Annotated in this window: 11 protein-coding genes and 1 riboswitch; of the genes, 9 read left to right on the forward strand and 2 right to left on the reverse strand. The window is 64.3% G+C overall.

Annotation, left to right across the window (positions count from 1 at the left end; translation table 11 throughout):
• Window positions 1-68 precede the first annotated feature (68 nt).
• Entirely contained in the window at window positions 69-752 is a 684-nt protein-coding gene (locus G6N38_RS28770) for an HAD family hydrolase (RefSeq protein ID WP_163751486.1), read from the reverse strand.
• Window positions 753-878: 126 nt separating this feature from the next.
• Between G6N38_RS28770 and G6N38_RS28775 the strand changes: the two genes are divergently transcribed.
• From G6N38_RS28775 to G6N38_RS28795, 5 genes are all read left to right on the forward strand, one after another.
• Window positions 879-2627, forward strand: coding sequence for a molybdopterin-dependent oxidoreductase (locus G6N38_RS28775; RefSeq protein WP_246227496.1), 1749 nt, complete (start codon window positions 879-881; stop codon window positions 2625-2627).
• Between the two features lie 33 nt (window positions 2628-2660).
• Entirely contained in the window at window positions 2661-3791 is a 1131-nt protein-coding gene (locus G6N38_RS28780; protein WP_246227498.1) for a transporter substrate-binding domain-containing protein, read from the forward strand.
• A gap of 65 nt (window positions 3792-3856) precedes the next feature.
• Entirely contained in the window at window positions 3857-4879 is a 1023-nt protein-coding gene (gene gnd / locus G6N38_RS28785) for a phosphogluconate dehydrogenase (NAD(+)-dependent, decarboxylating) (protein ID WP_179968605.1), read from the forward strand.
• 5 nt (window positions 4880-4884) lie between these two features.
• Window positions 4885-6279, forward strand: coding sequence for a glucose-6-phosphate dehydrogenase (gene zwf / locus G6N38_RS28790; RefSeq protein WP_179968461.1), 1395 nt, complete (start codon window positions 4885-4887; stop codon window positions 6277-6279).
• Window positions 6276-8939 carry an MGH1-like glycoside hydrolase domain-containing protein gene (locus tag G6N38_RS28795; protein WP_163751490.1) on the forward strand — a complete coding sequence of 888 codons (2664 nt, stop codon included), beginning with the start codon at window positions 6276-6278 and terminating at the stop codon, window positions 8937-8939. The genes zwf and G6N38_RS28795 overlap by 4 nt, the downstream gene beginning before the upstream one ends.
• A 21-nt stretch (window positions 8940-8960) precedes the next feature.
• Here G6N38_RS28795 and metH read toward each other — a convergent pair whose 3' ends face one another.
• The gene (gene metH / locus G6N38_RS28800) at window positions 8961-12731 is read right to left on the reverse strand and encodes a methionine synthase (protein ID WP_163751491.1); all 3771 of its coding nucleotides are present in this window, start codon (window positions 12729-12731) and stop codon (window positions 8961-8963) included.
• A gap of 302 nt (window positions 12732-13033) precedes the next feature.
• On the opposite strand from metH, the gene G6N38_RS28805 reads away from it, so the two are divergent.
• The 4 genes from G6N38_RS28805 (at window position 13034) to G6N38_RS28820 (ending at window position 17608) form a co-directional block, all read left to right on the forward strand.
• Window positions 13034-13927 carry a PAC2 family protein gene (locus G6N38_RS28805; protein ID WP_163751492.1) on the forward strand — a complete coding sequence of 298 codons (894 nt, stop codon included), beginning with the start codon at window positions 13034-13036 and terminating at the stop codon, window positions 13925-13927.
• A 195-nt stretch (window positions 13928-14122) separates the two neighbouring features.
• Window positions 14123-14190: riboswitch (guanidine-III (ykkC-III) riboswitch) on the forward strand.
• Window positions 14191-14201: 11 nt separating this feature from the next.
• Window positions 14202-15083, forward strand: coding sequence for an MBL fold metallo-hydrolase (locus tag G6N38_RS28810; protein WP_163751493.1), 882 nt, complete (start codon window positions 14202-14204; stop codon window positions 15081-15083).
• Between the two features lie 209 nt (window positions 15084-15292).
• On the forward strand, window positions 15293-16468 hold the full coding sequence (locus G6N38_RS28815) for an acyl-CoA dehydrogenase family protein (protein WP_163751494.1): 1176 nt from the start codon (window positions 15293-15295) through the stop codon (window positions 16466-16468).
• A gap of 39 nt (window positions 16469-16507) precedes the next feature.
• Window positions 16508-17608 carry an acyl-CoA dehydrogenase family protein gene (locus G6N38_RS28820; protein WP_163751495.1) on the forward strand — a complete coding sequence of 367 codons (1101 nt, stop codon included), beginning with the start codon at window positions 16508-16510 and terminating at the stop codon, window positions 17606-17608.
• Window positions 17609-17611: the final 3 nt, after the last annotated feature.

The following is a 17611-nucleotide window of genomic DNA, read 5'->3' on the forward strand; positions in this document are numbered from 1 at the left end:
CTGCGAAACCTGGTGGCACCTACGATCGCACAGTCGCAGTCACACCACCGCGATATCGGGTCAGCCGTTCAGGCCGAGCGTTCGCCGAGGCCGAGCTGCAGGTCCGCATAGATCTGCCGTAGCTGTGGAATGCCCAACCCGGTCAGCGAAGAAACGTGGCGTCGGCGCGGAGTGCTGGGCACCTCGACCTCGTTGGGCACCACCAACACCGGGCATCCGGCATCCTCGGCGGCGGCGGTGCCGGTGACCGAGTCCTCGACGGCCAGACAGTCGCCCGCGCTGAACCCCAGCAGGTCGGCGGCGCGCAGGTAAATGTCCGGGGCGGGCTTGCCCTCAGCTACCTCGTCGCCGCAAACAGTGATCGAGAAGTACTGCCTGCCAATGCTATTCAGTGCATTCTCGGTCAATGCCCGGCGAGTATTGGTCACCAGCGCCATCGGGACGTCAGCGGCCAGTAGCGTGTCGAGCAGTTCCCGCGCACCCGGACACCAGGGCAATCCGCTGGTGAACAGCTCACCGACGTAGTCATGCATCCAGTCGACGACCTCTGTCATGTGGTCGGGGTCCGGGTCCAGACCCAGATCGTCGAACACGATGCGGATCACGCCTTCGGCCGAACCGCCCACCGTGGCGTCGCGGACTTCGGGAGTCAGCACCCGACCACGACGGCTGTACAGCTCATTGATCGCGACGTCCCATAGCTTTTCGGAGTCGACGAGGGTGCCGTCCATGTCCCACAAGACCGCTCGCACTGAACGATTGTGCCACGTAACCGGTGACGACTTCGAATCGCGAAGTCGCCGTCCGCTGGTGAACGTCGGCACGTTCCACCGCGAATGCCCCGGCATTCACGCCGACGAAACACTAGGGTGGCGAGCGTGGATACCGACCACCAGAATCCGTCGAATGGTTCCGCCGAACGGATCCGCCTCGGCGAATGGGCGGGCGGTATCGCCGACGAACCCGCCCAAATCCCGTCCATCCGGATCGGCCGGCGGTGGATCAGCACCCTGTGGCTCGTCCCGCTCGGCGTTGCGGCGCTGGTGATCGGCGTTGCCGTCGCCCAGCATCTGCGGCAGTTCGAATGGATGCAGGAGTTCATCGATCGCTACCCGGGAACGGTCGCCCCACGTGGCGCCATCGAACCCGGCATTCCGGCATGGCTGAGGTGGGGACACCTCTTCAACATCGTCTTCATGATGTTCATCATCCGGGCCGGCCTACAGATCCTGGCCGACCATCCGCGCCTCTACCTGAATTCGGGCAGCACGCCGGGTACCGCCTGGCTGCGGCTACGCGGACCCATCCCGGCGGACCGCCTCGATCCCGCCAACCCGGCAACGGTGTGGACCGCAAAGGACGACTCGGTGTCCTTGCCGAAGTGGCTCGGCATACCCGGTGTCCGCCACACCATCGGCCTGGCCCGGTGGTGGCATTTCACCTTCGACTGCCTGTGGCTGCTCAACGGAATTGTGTTCTATGTGCTGCTGTTCGGCACCGGCCAGTGGCGCCGGATCGTGCCCGAGTCGTGGGAGGTCATTCCCAACGCCGCCTCGACGGCCGTGCAGTACCTGTCGCTGGACTTCCCCGTCAACGACGGGTTCGTCGCCTACAACGGACTGCAGCTGATCGCCTACTTCCTCACCGTGTTTGTCTTCGCGCCGCTGGCGTTCGTCACCGGGCTCCTCCAGGCACCGGCGATCGCCGCCCGATTCGGTCTCGGGCACGGGCCGGCGAACCGCCAAGTTGCGCGGTCTGTGCATTTCATCGTGCTGCTCTGGATGGTCTTTTTCATCCTGGTGCACACCGTCATGGTGTTCGCCACCGGTCTGATCGGAAACCTCAACCACATCGTTTTCGGAACCAACACCAACTCGTACTGGGCGTTGGTCGTCTATCTCATCGCGATGGCGGTCATCGCCGCGCTCTGGCTGTGGGCGTCGCCGTTCACGTTGCGCCATCCACGGGTCGTCCAGAAGGTCGGCCGATATGCCATCGGCTGGCTCAAAGGCTTCATGGAGTGGTTTCATCCGCACGCCAACTACAGCGAGAAGGACATCTCCCCCTATTTCTGGCCCAATGGCACCCCGCCGGCATCGCAGGAATACCAGAATCTGCGGGCAGGTGGCTGGCGCGATTACCGCCTCCAGGTCGGCGGGTTGGTCGAGAACCCGCGGGAATTCAGCTATGCCGACCTGCTGGCTATGGCCAAGCATGAACAGATCACCCAGCACTACTGCATTCAGGGCTGGTCGGGCATCGCCAAATGGGGTGGTGTACGCGTGGCCGATCTCCTCGACATCGTCCGCCCGCTGCCGAGCGCGCGCTGGGTCGTCTTCTACTCACTCGCCGACGGGTCCGAGCCCGGGGGCGGCCGCTACTACGACTGCCACAAGATCGAACACATGCGTCATCCGATGGCGTTGTTGGCCTACGAGATGAATGGCGATCCGCTCTCCGAAACCCACGGCGCCCCATTGCGGTTGCGCAATGAAGTGGAGCTGGGCTTCAAACAGGTGAAGTGGATCGGGGCGATCGAGTTCGTCGACAGCTTCGAGCGGATCGGCAAGGGACAAGGCGGTTACAACGAGGACCACGAGTTCTTCGGATACCGGATGCCGATCTGAGTGGTGCGCGCAGCGAGGGCTCAACGATACGTATTGGCGTTAGCGGCGATCCTGTTCGCGTTGATGGCGACCGCGCCGGTGCCGCTGGCCTCGGCAGACCCGGACACCGACACTGCGGCTGCTCCGGTGAAAGTGGCCGTCCACCCACTGGAACCCTTCGTCATGCAGACCAGTAGTGGTGAGCTCACCGGGTTCAGCGTCGACCTGTGGAACGAGGTTGCCAAGCGGCTCAAGTTGACCACCGAGTTCGTCGACACCGAGGATGTCCGTGGACAACTCGCCGCAGTCCGCGACGGACGTGCCGATGTCGCGATCGGCGCGATCTCGCTGACCTACGAGCGGGAGCGCTCCTTCGACTTCTCGCAGCCGACCCTGGACGCCGGACTGCAGATCATCGTCCCGGTCGAGGACACCCGACCGGCAGTGCCCGGACTGGGCGGCTACCTCGAACTGTTGTTCTCGCGCACGATGCTCATCTGGCTCACCGCCGCAATTGTCGTCAGTGTGATTCCAGCCCACGTCTTTTGGCTGATCGAACGTCGTCGACCCCCCGCCGACCCCGACGAAAAGCCAAAAGTGTCGCGATCCTATTATCCCGGCGTCTTTCAGGCGTTCGGTTGGGGCATCGGATCTTTGGTGGGGCGTCAGACCACGCAGCCGACCAGTGCGATCACCAAGATTCTGGCCATAATCTGGGGTTTTGCGGGCGTCGTGTTCATCTCGTTTTACTCGGCGAATCTCAGTGCCACCCTGACCGTGACCAAGCTCGCCGCGAAAATCAGCGGACCGGCCGATCTCTACGACAAATCTGTCGCCACGGTGGCGGGCACAACCGCCTCGGAATTCCTACGTGGCATGGGAATACGCGCGACCGAGACATCGACCATCGAGGATTGCTACGAGTTGCTGCGCAATGAGGGCTATGAGGCTGTGGTGTACGACGCGCCGGTTCTGCGGTATTACGTCGCCCACCGGGGAGAAGGTGTCGCCGTGATGGCCGGCCCCGTCTTCCAGGAGGAAGACTTGGGGTTTGTCCTGGCCATCAACAGCCCGCTTCGGAAACCGATCAACCAGGCGTTATTTCAGATGCGCGAGGACGGCACGTACAGCCTGCTCAAGGAGAAGTGGTTCGGCGACGATGTCGCCACCGCCAACCGCGCGTGAAGGGGACCCGTCAATTACACAGGTATACAACAGATTAAGGAGATGGGATGACGAGCTCGGCACCGATGCAGCTTGGTATGGTCGGCTTGGGACGGATGGGAGCCAACCTGGTTCGACGGTTGATGCGGGACGGCCACCGATGCGTCGTCTATGACGTGAATCCCGCCGCGATCAGCGAACTGGCCGCCGAGGGCGCCACCGGCGCCGCCACCCTCGAGGAGTTCGTCGCCAAACTCGATGGCCCGCGGGCCATCTGGCTGATGCTGCCCGCCGCGATCGTGGACTCGACCCTCGACGCCCTGGTCCCGCTGCTTTCGTCCGGGGACACCGTGATCGACGGCGGAAACTCCTACTACCGCGACGACATCACCCGGGCGCAGAAGCTCGCCGAAAGTGGCCTGCACTACGTCGATTGCGGCACCAGTGGCGGTGTATGGGGCCTGGACCGCGGTTACTGCCTGATGATCGGCGGGGAAACCGATGTGGTGGCCCACCTCGATCCAATCTTCAAGACCATCGCACCAGGGATCGGAACCGCCGAACCGACCCCGAGTCGGCCGGCCGATGCTGGTGGTACCGCACCGGAGGGCTACCTGCACTGCGGCCCCAACGGCGCCGGGCACTTCGTGAAGATGGTCCACAACGGCGTCGAGTACGGGATGATGGCCGCGATCGCCGAAGGGCTCAGCATCATCAAGCACGCCAATGTCGGACAACCGGATCGCGACAACAAAGAAGTCGACGCCGAAACCACGCCGCTGCGCGACCCGTGGGCCTATCAGTACGACATCAATGTTGGCGAGGTCGCCGAGGTCTGGCGCCGCGGATCGGTGGTGGGCTCCTGGCTGGTGGACCTGATCGCCGACGCGTTCGCCGCCTCCCCCGCGCTCGACCAGTTCTCCGGGCGGGTATCCGATTCCGGCGAAGGACGATGGACGGTGCTCGCCGCCGTCGATGAGGGCATCCCCGCCCCGGTCATCACCACCGCGCTGTACGAACGCTTCCAGTCACGTCAGCTCGGTGAGTTCACCGACCAGATCTGCTCGGCGATGCGCAGCGAATTCGGCGGCCACGCGGAGAAGAAGTGATGCCGGTGAGCGCTCACAATGCCAGTCCCGCTGATGTTCTGGTGGTCTTCGGCATCACCGGGGATCTGGCGAGGAAGATGACCTTTCGGTCGCTGTACCGCTTGGAGCGGCGCAAACTGCTCGACTGCCCAATCGTCGGCGTGGCGATCGACGATTGGTCCGCCGACACCTTGCGGGAACACGCCCGCAGTGCTGTCGAAGCCACCGGCGAGCCGGTGGACGACGACGTCTTCGCCCGATTCGCTGCCCGGCTGTCGATGGTGTCTGGCGATTTCGCCGATCCGGCAACCTACGGCAAGGTGGCCACGGCCATCAGCGGATGCACCAATCCGGTTTTCTATCTGGAGATTCCGCCGTTCCTATTCGGCCGGGTGGTGGAGGGCCTTGCCGGCGCCGGCCTCACCGCCAACGCGCGCGTGGTGGTGGAAAAGCCATTCGGGCATGATCTTTCGTCAGCCAAGGCGCTCAACGATCAGTTGAGCGCTCACCTGCAGGAGTGGCAGATCTATCGCATCGACCACTTCCTGGGCAAAGAGCCGGCGATGGACATCCGCTACATCCGGTTCTCCAACTCGATCATCGAGCCGCTGTGGAATCGCGATCGAATCGAGGCCGTGCAGATCACGATGGCCGAAGACTTCGACGTGGCGGACCGTGGCCGCTTCTATGACCCGGTCGGGGCGTTGCGCGACGTCGTGCAGAATCACCTGCTACAGCTGATCGGACTGATCGCCGCCGAACCATCCAGCGGCGGCCCAGACGGGTTCCGGGACAAGCGGGTCGAGCTGTTCAAGAGCATCCGTCCTGTCGACCCCAGCCATTACGTGCGCGGCCAGTACGCCGGCTACCTGGACGTCGACGGTGTCGCGCCCGGTTCTACGACCGAGACCTTCGCGGCTTTGAAGTTGCACATCGACAACTGGCGCTGGTCGGGTGTGCCCTTCTTCATCAGAGCAGGCAAGGCTCTTCCGGTGCGCGCCACCGAGATTCGGGTGATCTTCAAGCGGCCGCCGCCACTGCCGTTTCTGCCGCCGGCCAAAGAGCCCAACCAGCTGATCTTCCGGATCGACCCCGATGCCGGCGTCGATCTGGTGTTGCAGGCCAAGGAAAGCGGCGACGACGCCACCCGCGCTGTCAATCTCTGTCTGGTATTCGCCGACGAAATGGCGGACGCACCCGAACCCTATGAGCGCCTCCTCGGGGATGCCATGCGTGGCGACTCCAGCCAGTTCATCCGCGAGGACGCTGTCGAAGAGACCTGGCGAATTGTGCAGCCGCTGCTGGAATCTCCGCCGCCGATCGAGGTCTACCAGCCGGGCTCGTGGGGACCGTCGGGAGCCGACGCACTGGTCGCCGGCTACCCGGCATGGCCTGAGCCCTGGCTGCCAGCACAGAAGTGAGCACCGCCGAACAGAGACGCCTCGACGAGGCCAACGCCGGGACGTCGCCGTGGCGCCGCTGGGGAACCTACCTGAGCGAGCGCGCCTGGGGCACCGTCCGGGAGGACTACAGCGCCGACGGCGATGCCTGGGCGTACTTTCCGTTCGACGACGCCCACAGCCGCGCGTACCGGTGGAGTGAGGACGGCCTGGCGGGCTGGTGTGATGACGAGCAGACCATCTGTCTGGGCGTCGCGCTGTGGAACGGTCGCGACAGCGTCCTCAAGGAGCGGCCCTACGGGGTGGCCAACGAGGAGGGCAATCACGGCGAGGACGTCAAGGATTACTGGTTCTATACCGACAACCTGCCCTCACACGCCTACGCGTCCATGGTCTACAAGTACCCGCAAGCCGCGTTCCCCTATGAGGATCTGCTGCGCACCAATCAGCAACGTGGGCCCGACGATGACGAGTATGAATTGTTCGATGCGTTGCGCCAACAATGGCTGGAGCAACGCTATTTCGATGTCGACGTGGCCTACGCCAAGGACGGCCCAGAAGACCTCTACTGTCGGATCACGGTAACCAACCGAGGGCCTGACGCCGCACCGATCCACGTACTTCCCCAGCTCTGGTATCGCAACACCTGGTCATGGGACCCAGACCGACAACGGCCGCGGATCACCGCCTGCGGTGACGGCGTAGCGCGCACGTGGCACAGCAAGCTCGGACAACGGTCGTTCACGGTCACCACGTCGACCGGGGATGCTCCGCGACTACTGTTCTGCGAGAACGAGACCAACAATCGCCTGTTGTTCGGATCGGCCAACGCATCGACCACCACCAAGGACGGCATCAACGACTACGTCGTCAACGGGATCTCCGAAGCCGTCGATATGGCCGAGGGCAGCAAGGTCGCCGCCCACATCTCGACGACCCTGCCACCCGGCGAAACCTTCACCGTCACCGTGCATTTTGCCGCCGCCGATACGGGTCATCGGCCCGGTCGCGCCGATGCGGTGCTGGCAGAACGTAAACACGAAGCCGACGAGTTCTACCTCGCTGTCGCTTCGGCAGAGCTGAGCGACGACGAACGGCTCGTGCAACGTCAGGCATTTGCCGGACTGCTGTGGTGCAAACAGTTCTACAACTACGCGGTGCGGCGCTGGCTCAAGGGCGATCCGGAACAACCGACACCCCCACGGCAACGATGGGCCGGCCGCAACAACAGCTGGCAACACTTCGCCGTCCACGATGTCATTCTGATGCCCGACGCGTGGGAGTACCCCTGGTTCGCCGCCTGGGACCTGGCGTTCCACTGCCTCGCCATGGCCCTGATCGATCCCGAGTTCGCCAAGGCGCAGGTGCTTGTGCTGCACGATTCCACCGCACAACATCCGCACGGCCAGATCCCGGCGTACGAATGGAAATTCGGCGACACCAACCCACCCGTCCACGCCTGGGCGGCCTGGCAGATCTACCAACTCGACCAGCTTCGCACCGGCGTCGGAGACTGGGATTTCTTGGCCACCGCCTACCGGTCGTCCACCCTGAACGCCATGTGGTGGCTCAACCAGAAGGACGACACCAACCGGGGGGTGTTCGGCGGTGGGTTCCTCGGCATGGACAACATCGGGGTGTTCGACCGCGACGAGCCATTGCCCACCGGTGGTGAACTCGCTCAAGTCGACGGTACGGCATGGATGGCGGCATTGATATTCCATCTCCTGGAGATGGCGATCGAACTGTCGCACCAGGACCCCAGCTACACCGATATGTTCAGCCGTTGGGTGTGGGATGCCTGGCTGGTCGCCAACGCACTGGAGAAGGGCACCTATCGGGTCAGCTTCTGGAACGATGACACGAACTTCTATCACGACGTCATCGAGATGCCGGACGGCACAAGCAGATCGCTGGAAGTGTTTTCCATGCAGGCGATCGTTCCGCTATTCGCGGCAATCGCCATTCCCTCCAGCGCGACCGAGGTGACAACGACCATCCAGGACTGTCTGGAAGCGTTGGCACGGACCTATGAACACACCGACGATGATGTTCAGCTGGTGATGTCGGGCGGTGACGGTACACATCTCATGATCGGCGTCGTTCATCAGGATCGGCTAACGAAGATTCTGGCGCGACTCCTGGACCCTGAACAGTTCCTCTCCCCCAACGGAATCCGCTCACTGTCGAGATATCATCGCGACCACCCGTACACCTACCACGCCGGCGGTGCAGACTACGTCGTCGATTATCAGCCTGCTGAATCACGCAGCCGGATGTTCGGCGGAAACTCCAACTGGCGCGGGCCCGTCTGGTTGCCGACGAATTTCCTTCTGGTCCAAGCGCTCAACTCCTACGCCAGGTTCCTCGGAGAGGCCTACCGCGTGCCCGATCCGGCGGGGTCGGCCGATCAGGTGTCCCTGCAGGTGGTGGCCGACCGGTTGGCCCGGCAACTCACCGGTCTTTTGGTTCGCGATGAGGCCGGCCGACGAGCGGTGTTCGGCGACAACGAGTATTTCCAAACCGACCCGCACTGGCGTGACCTGGTCCCGTTCCACGAGTACTTCGACGGGGACACCGGTAAGGGACTGGGGGCCAGCCACCAGACCGGCTGGACGGCGACTGTCGCCCTGCTGCTCCAGTTCCGGGGGAATCTGTACTTCCGGGCCGGGCACGGGTAGCTGGCGGGGCGGGAGTAGGGCTCAGTCTTCCGGGTTGTAGCCGAGGTTGGGGGCGAGCCAGCGCTCGGCTTCGGCCAGCGTCCAACCCTTGCGCCTCGCGTAGTCGGCCACCTGGTCCTGCGCCATCCGGCCGACCACGAAGTACTGCGACTGCGGGTGCGAGAAGTACCACCCGCTGACCGCAGCTCCGGGCCACATCGCCATCGACTCGGTCAGCTCGATGCCGGTCCGTTCCTGGACGTTCATCAACGTCCAGAGCGTCGCCTTCTCGGTGTGCTCCGGGCAGGCCGGGTAACCGGGGGCAGGACGGATGCCTGAGTATTTCTCGTCGATGAGCGCATTGTTATCCAGCTGCTCGTCGGGCTGATATCCCCAGAACTCCTTGCGGACTCGCTGGTGCATCCGTTCGGCGAACGCCTCTGCCAGCCGATCGGCGATCGACTCCAGCAGGATCGCGCTGTAGTCGTCGTTGGCTGCCTTGAATTCAGCGATCTTGTCTCCGCCGCCGAGCCCCGCTGTGACGGCGAACGCGCCGACGTAGTCCGCCAGACCCGTTTCTTTGGGGGCGATGTAGTCGCCGAGGCTCCGGTTCGGGACGCCGTCGCGGTGCTCGCCCTGCTGGCGCAGATTGTGCAACGTGGTCAGCACCTCGGTACGAGTTTCGTCGGTGTAGACCTCGATGTCGTCGCCGACCACGTTCGCCGGGAAGAAGCCGATCACCCCGTTGGCCGTCAGCCACTTCTCCTTGATCAGGGTGTCGAGCATCTCCTGGGCATCGTCGTACAACTTGCGGGCGGTCTCGCCCGAGACCGGGTTGTTGAGGATGTCGGGGAAGCGGCCCTTCATCTCCCAGGCGTTGAAGAACGGCTGCCAGTCGATGTACTCGCGCAGCTCCGCGAGGTCGTAGTCGAGAAACTCTCGCACCCCCAGACCTTGCGCGGGTACTGGCGGTGTGTAGCCGGCCCACTCGATCGGCGTCCGGTTCGCGCGGGCCTTCTCCAGTGTCAGCATCGGTCGCTCGTTCTTCTGGGCGTGCCGTTCGCGAAGCGATGCGTAATCCTTCTCGGTGGCCTCCAGTAGAGCTGGACGCTGCTTGTCGTCGAGCAGTGCGGCAGCCACCGGCACCGACCGGGACGCGTCCTTGACCCAGACGACGGGACCGGACCGGCGCGGGGCCACCTTCACCGCCGTGTGGGCGCGCGACGTGGTCGCGCCACCGATCAGCAGCGGGATCTGGAGCCCCTCGCGTTCCATCTCGGCCGCGAAATTGACCATCTCGTCCAGCGACGGGGTGATCAGTCCCGACAAGCCGATGATGTCGGCGTTGTGCTCCTTGGCCGCGTCCAGGATCTTGCTCGCTGGCACCATCACACCGAGGTCGATCACGGTGTAGTTGTTGCACTGCAGGACAACTCCGACGATGTTCTTGCCGATGTCGTGGACGTCGCCCTTCACGGTCGCCATGATGATCGTGCCGTTGGTGGACGACAGATCGCCGGGCTGCTTCTCCGCTTCGATGTAGGGCAGCAGATAGGCAACGGCCTTCTTCATCACCCGGGCCGACTTCACGACCTGGGGCAGGAACATCTTGCCTGCGCCGAAGAGGTCGCCGACGACGTTCATACCGTCCATCAGCGGGCCCTCGATCACCTCGATCGGCCGGCCACCGGCCGCGGCGATCTCGGCCCGCAATTCCTCGGTATCGGCGTCGACGTGGGCATCGATGCCCTTGACCAGGGCATGCGTAATTCGCTCGCGGACCGGCAGGCTGCGCCATTCGGCGGCTTTTGGATCTTCGGTCTTCTCCGACTTGTTGAATCGCTCGGCGATCTCCAACAGCCGCTCGGCCGCGTCCTCGCGACGGTTCAGCACGACATCCTCGATGCGGTCCCGCAGTTCCGGGTCGATCGAGTCGTAGGGCACCAGCGCACCGGCGTTGACGATGCCCATGTCCAGGCCGGCCTTGATGGCGTGGAACAGGAACACCGCGTGGATCGCCTCGCGGACCGGGTTGTTGCCCCGGAACGAGAACGACACATTCGAGATGCCGCCCGAGATGTGTACCCCGGGCAGGTTCTCCTTGATCCAGGCGCAGGCCTCGATGAAGTCGATCCCGTAGGTCGCGTGCTCTTCGATTCCGGTGGCCAGCGCGAAGCAGTTCGGATCGAAGATGATGTCCTCGGCCGGGAAGCCGACCTCTTCGGTCAGGATCCGGTAGGCCCGCCCGCAGATCTCCTTGCGGCGCTCCAGGTTGTCAGCCTGCCCCTGCTCGTCGAAGGCCATCACGACGACGGCCGCGCCGTACTTGCGGCACAGCCGTGCCTCGCGGATGAACTTCTCCTCGCCCTCCTTCATGGAGATCGAGTTGACGATCGGCTTGCCCTGCACGTTCTTCAGGCCCGCCTCGATGACCTCGAATTTCGAGGAGTCGATCATCACCGGGACGCGGCTGATATCCGGCTCGGCCGCGATCAGCTTGGTGAACCGGTCCATCGCGGCGACGCCGTCGATCATGCCCTCGTCCATATTGATGTCGATGACCTGCGCACCGACCTCGACCTGCTGCAGGGCCACCGACAGAGCGGTGTCGTAATCCTCGGCCTTGATCAGGTTGCGGAACCTCGCCGAGCCGGTGATGTTGGTGCGCTCACCGATGTTCACGAACAGGGAGCCCTCGGTGATGTTGAGCGGCTCCAGGCCCGAGAGCCGGGTGGCCACCGGGATGTCGGGCAACTCGCGCGGCGGCTTACCCTCGACGACCTTCGCGATCTCGGCGATATGGGGCGGCGCCGTCCCGCAGCATCCGCCGACCAAGTTGACCAGGCCCGCCTCGGCGAACTCCGCGATGTAGCCGGCCTGAGCCTCCGGAGACTCGTCGTACTCGCCGAACGCGTTGGGCAGACCGGCGTTCGGGTAGCAGGAGACGTAGGTGTCCGCGATCCGCGCCACCTCGGCGATGTAGGGCCGCATCTCCGGCGCGCCAAGGGCGCAGTTGAGTCCCACCGCGAGCGGCTTGGCGTGCCGGATCGCGTTCCAGAACGCTTCGGTGACCTGACCGGACAGCGTCCGCCCGGAGGCATCGGTGATGGTGCCCGAGATGATCAGCGGCCAGCGACGTCCGCGCTCCTCGAACAGCGTCTCGACGGCGAACACCGCGGCCTTGGCGTTCAGCGAGTCGAAGATCGTCTCGATGATGAGCAGGTCGGCACCACCGTCGACCAGGCCGTTGGCAGCTTCGAGGTAGGCGGCGACGAGCTGGTCGTAGGAGACGTTGCGGGCTCCGGGATCGTTGACGTCGGGCGAGATCGACGCGGTCCGCGTAGTCGGCCCGATGGCGCCGGCGACGTAACGGGGCTTGTCCGGGGTGCTGAACTCGTCGGCGGCCTTACGCGCCAGGGCTGCACCGGCGTAGTTGAGCTCGTAGGCCAGCTCGTGCATGTCGTAATCGGAGAGTGAGATCGCGTTCGCATTGAACGTGTTGGTCTCCAGGATGTCGGCACCCGCCTCGAGGTACTCGCGGTGGATTCCTTCGATGATCTGGGGCTGCGTCAGGGTGAGCAGGTCGTTGTTGCCCTGAAGAGCGGTCGGCCACTCGATGAAACGCTCGCCGCGGTAGCCGGCCTCGTCCGGCCGGTCCCGCTGGATCGCCGTGCCCATCGCGCCGTCGATCACCATGATCCGCTGGCGCAGCGCGGCGGTGAGTTCGTCGGTGCAGTCTGGGCGGATGTGCGGTTCGAAGCGATTTCCCGTCACTTCGCTCGCCGTGGTCGCGTCCACGTACGCTCCTTCCATTACGGAAGGCGTCCTTGACTCTGCCGAGCGTGGCGGTCACCGGCATGGGCCGGAGAACCGTTGCAACGCCTCTCGACGGTGAAAAGTCTACGTCGTCGCCCGGCGACGGGACGCCCAGCTCAACTCGATCCGCATGGGGTAGCGCATCGTGTCGGCATCGCCATAGTTACCCAGGTTAACCAGTTTGCAGCCGAAGGTATTTCGACGTCGGCGCCTTGGCCGCGATCGTTGTACCGGTCACCACGCCGGAGCAGTCGGTCCGAGAAGGCTCATCTCAGCCGATCACCCCTTACGCTGAACTCGTGACCCCGTCGAACTTCAGCGGCACGAAAGGCCCGGACCTGCCCGAATTGCAGAACACCATCATTGTCGCGGCTTTCGAGGGGTGGAACGACGCCGGTGACGCGGCCAGTGACGCGCTCGAGCACCTGGATGCCATCTGGGAAGCCGACACGCTCATTGAGATCGACGACGAGGCCTACTACGACTACCAGGTGAACCGTCCGGTGATCCGACAGGTCGACGGTGTGACACGCGAATTGGTGTGGCCGTCGATGCGGATATCGCACTGCCGGCCACCGGGGTCGGACCGCGACATCGTGCTGATGCACGGCGTGGAGCCCAATATGCGGTGGCGCACGTTCTGCGCGGAGCTGCTGGCGATCGCCGACAAGCTCAACGTGGACACCGTCGTGATTCTCGGAGCCCTGCTGGCCGACACCCCGCACACCCGCCCGGTGCCGGTGTCGGGCGCGGCCTACTCCCCCGAGTCGGCGAAGTTCTTCGGCCTCGAGGAGACCCGTTACGAGGGTCCAACAGGTATCGCCGGGGTGTTCCAGGACGCCTGCGTCGCGGCCGGCATCCCGGCCGTGACGTTCTGGGCCGCGGTTCCGCACTACGTGTCGCAGCCGCCCAATCCGAAGGCCACCGTCGCGCTCCTGCGCCGCGTCGAAGACGTCCTCGACATCGAGGTGCCGCTGGCCGACCTGCCCATCCAGGCCGAGGAGTGGGAGCAGGCGGTCACCGAGATGACCACCGAGGACGAGGAGATTGCCGAGTACGTGGCCTCCCTCGAACAACGCGGTGACGCCGACGTCGACATGAACGAGGCGTTGTCGAAGGTCGACGGCGACGCGCTGGCCGCCGAGTTCGAGCGGTACCTGCGCCGGCGCGGTCCCGGCTTCCGGGGCCAATAGCCTGGGAGTTGGCCGATGATCCGCTCGCGACAACACCCGACGCGGCAATACCTAAAATTGTTGAACCACAAGACTTTTGGGTGGATCACATCGGCGCAGCGGTTCAGCTGATGCCAGGAAGTCGACGCCCGGCAGATCCGTGACGATGGCAACGGGATTGAAGCCTGGCCGAACCCAATGCTAGCGTCTGGCCTTGTTGATACGCCTCAGGCGTGTCCCCGGACGAGATGTGCGCCGTACCCGGCTCGTTAAGACGACGCACCTTGGAGGGTTCATGTCTGACGTTGCCGAACAAGCCGCCGTCCCCGTTACGCGACCTATCGTCGCGCAATGGATTCACGGGTCCGTGTCCGCAAAGCACAACACTGATCCAGATCTGCAGGCCTACTGGTACGACGATGACACGGTCATCCTGCGGCAGAACAAGGCCATCGATTACGAAGCGCCGTTCTTGTTCCTGATTTTTGGACGTAAGCGTGTGGCGCTGCTGGACACCGGAGCGACCGCCTCACCCGAATACTTTCCGCTGCGGACGGTTGTCGATGACCTCATTGAGAAGTGGCTCGACCGCCACCCCCGCAGCGGCGACACTCCCTATGAATTGCTGGTCCTGCACACACATTCCCACGGCGATCACGTCGCCGGCGACGCGCAGTTCGCAGATCGCCCCGAGACGACCCTCGTGACGGCAGACAAGGCGACGGCATGGGACTACTTCGGCTTCGCCGACGATCCTGACGCGACCAGAACAGTCGACCTCGGCGACCGCGTCCTCAAAGTCCTTGCAACACCAGGTCATGACTCGGCAGCCGTCACCTTCTACGACCCGGCGACGGGCATCTTGTTAACCGGTGACACGGTGTACCGGGGCCGGCTCTACATCGATGACTGGTTGGCGTTCACGCGAAGCATCGATCGCCTCATCGAATTCTGCCGATCACACCCCGTAACGCACGTCCTGGGCTGTCACATCGAAATGACCACGACTCCGGGCGTCGACAACCCCGTACTAACGACATTTCAGCCCGACGAACCGCCCTTGGAAATGGCCGTCGAGCACCTCTATGCGGTCCGCGCGGCGCTGCGTGAAGCCGGTCCCGAACCCGTCCGATGTACCTGCGACGACTTCATCCTGTGGCCAGAAGACGAATGCTAGACACCGCCACGCCACCAAACAGACCCCACAGATAGCCGTCCTCGGCTACGCGGCGGGCGAGGGCAACCGGACCCTGGGAACGCATGTTCGAATGATATGGGTGCCCACAGCCACCATAGGGTTCGAGCAGGGGTCCTGCCGACCAGTTGGTAGGGCTGCGATAACGTGCAGTGGATACCGCCGAGTAACAACGAATTGAGGTTGCGCTCGTGAAACTGGCACTAAGCGACGAGGACGCGAAGTTCCGCGACGAGTTGCGCGAGTTCTTCACCACCCAGATCCCCGCCGACATTCGTGAGCGGGCGCGCACCGACACCATGCGCTACCCCGACGACGCGATCGCGACACAGCGGATCCTGAACAAGGCGGGCCTCGGCGTGCCGAACTGGCCCGTGGAGTGGGGCGGCAAGGACTGGACGCCGCTGCAGCGCCAGATCTGGGCCGACGAGATGCGTCTGGCGTGCGTGCCCGAGCCGCTGGCCTTCAACGCCAGCATGGTCGGACCGGTGATCGCCCACTTCGGCTCGCAGGAGATCAAGGAACGCTTCCTGCCCCCGACCGCGAACCTCGATATCTGGTGGTGCCAAGGCTTTTCCGAGCCGGAGGCCGGCTCGGATCTCGCCTCGCTACGGACCACTGCGATCCGCGACGGCGACGAGTACGTCATCAACGGGCAGAAGACCTGGACGACACTTGGCCAGTACGCGGACTGGATCTTCGTGTTGGCCCGCACCAATCCCGACGCACCGAAGAAGCAGGCTGGGATCTCGTTCATCCTCGTCGAGATGAACACCCCGGGCATCACCATCCGGCCGATCAAGCTGATCGACGGCAGCTACGAGGTCAACGAGGTCTTCTTCTCCGACGTCCGGGTGCCGGTCAACCAGCTCGTCGGCGAGGAGAACCAGGGCTGGACCTACGCCAAGTTCCTGTTGTCCAACGAGCGCACGGGTATCGCGCGCATCGGCACCACCAAGCTGTGGCTCGCCGACGTCAAGGAGCGCGCCGCGCAGACCAAGGTCGGCGCCGGCAGCCTGCTCGAGGACCCACTGTTCGCCGCCAAGGTTGCTGAGATCGAAAACGAGTTGCTTGCACTGGAACTCACGCAGCTGCGGGTCAGCGGCGACGAAGCCACCGGCAAGCCGAACCCGGCATCATCGATCCTGAAACTACGGGGCAGCCAGTTGCAGCAAGCGATCACCGAACTGCTGGTGGAAGTCGCGGGGCCGGACGCGCTGCCGTTCGACGGTGGCGTGGACATCGAATCGCCGCTCTGGGCGCAGCACGCCGCACCGAAGTACCTGAACTACCGCAAGACCTCGATTTACGGTGGAAGCAACGAGGTCCAGCGCACCATCATCTCCTCGACGATCCTGGGACTGTGACATGAAAGACGGAGACATGAAAGCGGGAGAGGGCCGGCCATGAACTTTGACCTGACCGACGAACAGGAACTCCTGCGCGATACCGCTCGCGAGGTGTTCTCCCGCACCTATGACACCGAGAGCCGCAACAAGATCGTCGACTCCGAGCTCGGCTGGAGCCGTGAGGTCTGGCGGCAGCTGGCCGATATCGGCATCCTGGGCCTCGGCTTTGACCCCGAGGAGTCCGGCCAGATCGAGATCATGGTCGTGATGACCGAGATCGGTCGCCGTCTGGCGCCCGAACCGGTGGCGACCGCAGCACTGATCCCGGGCGGCCTGATCGCCGAACTCGGCTCCGACGAACAGCGCGCACTGCTCGATGAGGTCGCCGCGGGCGAGCGGCTGCTCGCGCTAGCCCACGCCGAGAAAGGATTGCGAGGCCTGGACGAACTATCCACCCGCGCAACCAAAAGCGGCGCCGGCTGGACCATCACCGGACGTAAGAACCCGGTGCTGGCCGGTGGCAGCGCCGACGTCCTCGTCGTCACCGCCAGCCTTCCCGATGGCGGGGTGGGCGCCTTCCTCGTCGATGCCGCGGCGACCACCCGCCGTCCGTATCGGACGTTCGACGGGCTGCGCGGCGCCGAGATCGATTTCGCCGACGCCCCAGCACAACAGCTCGGCGACGGCGACGTCAGCGACCGCATCTACGCCACGTTGATCCGCTATTCCTCGGCGCTGTGCGCCGAGGCCGTCGGCGCGATGGACGAATCACTGCGGCTGACGACGGAATACCTGAACGCGCGCAAACAATTCGGCGTCCCGCTCAAGACGTTCCAGACGCTCACCCAGCGAGCGGCGGACATGTACGTATCGCTGGAACTGGCCCGCAGCATGAACTACTACGCGGCGATGTGCGTCACCGACGGCCGGCTGGACCCGGTGGTTGCTGCCCGGTCCAAGCTGCAGATCGGACGCTCGGGACGCCACATCGCCCAAGAGTCCATCCAGATGCACGGCGGTATCGGCGTCACCGCGGAATACCCGGTGGCGCACTACGCCGCGCGGCTGACGGCTATCGACCAAACCCTGGGCTCGGCCACCGATCAGTTGCGCTTCCTCAGCACGCAGGTCGTCAGCTACGGCGTCGTCACCCTGTAAGCG

The sequence above is a fragment of the Mycolicibacterium helvum genome (genome assembly GCF_010731895.1).
Lineage (GTDB): Bacteria > Actinomycetota > Actinomycetes > Mycobacteriales > Mycobacteriaceae > Mycobacterium > Mycobacterium helvum.

Coding starts and splice junctions, on each gene's coding strand:
- gnd (WP_179968605.1), top strand. CDS start 3,857: ATGCAGCTTGGTATGGTCGGCTTGGGACGGATGGGAGCCAACCTGGTT.
- metH (WP_163751491.1), bottom strand. CDS start 12,731: ATGGAAGGAGCGTACGTGGACGCGACCACGGCGAGCGAAGTGACGGGA.
- G6N38_RS28810 (WP_163751493.1), top strand. CDS start 14,202: ATGTCTGACGTTGCCGAACAAGCCGCCGTCCCCGTTACGCGACCTATC.
- G6N38_RS28820 (WP_163751495.1), top strand. CDS start 16,508: ATGAACTTTGACCTGACCGACGAACAGGAACTCCTGCGCGATACCGCT.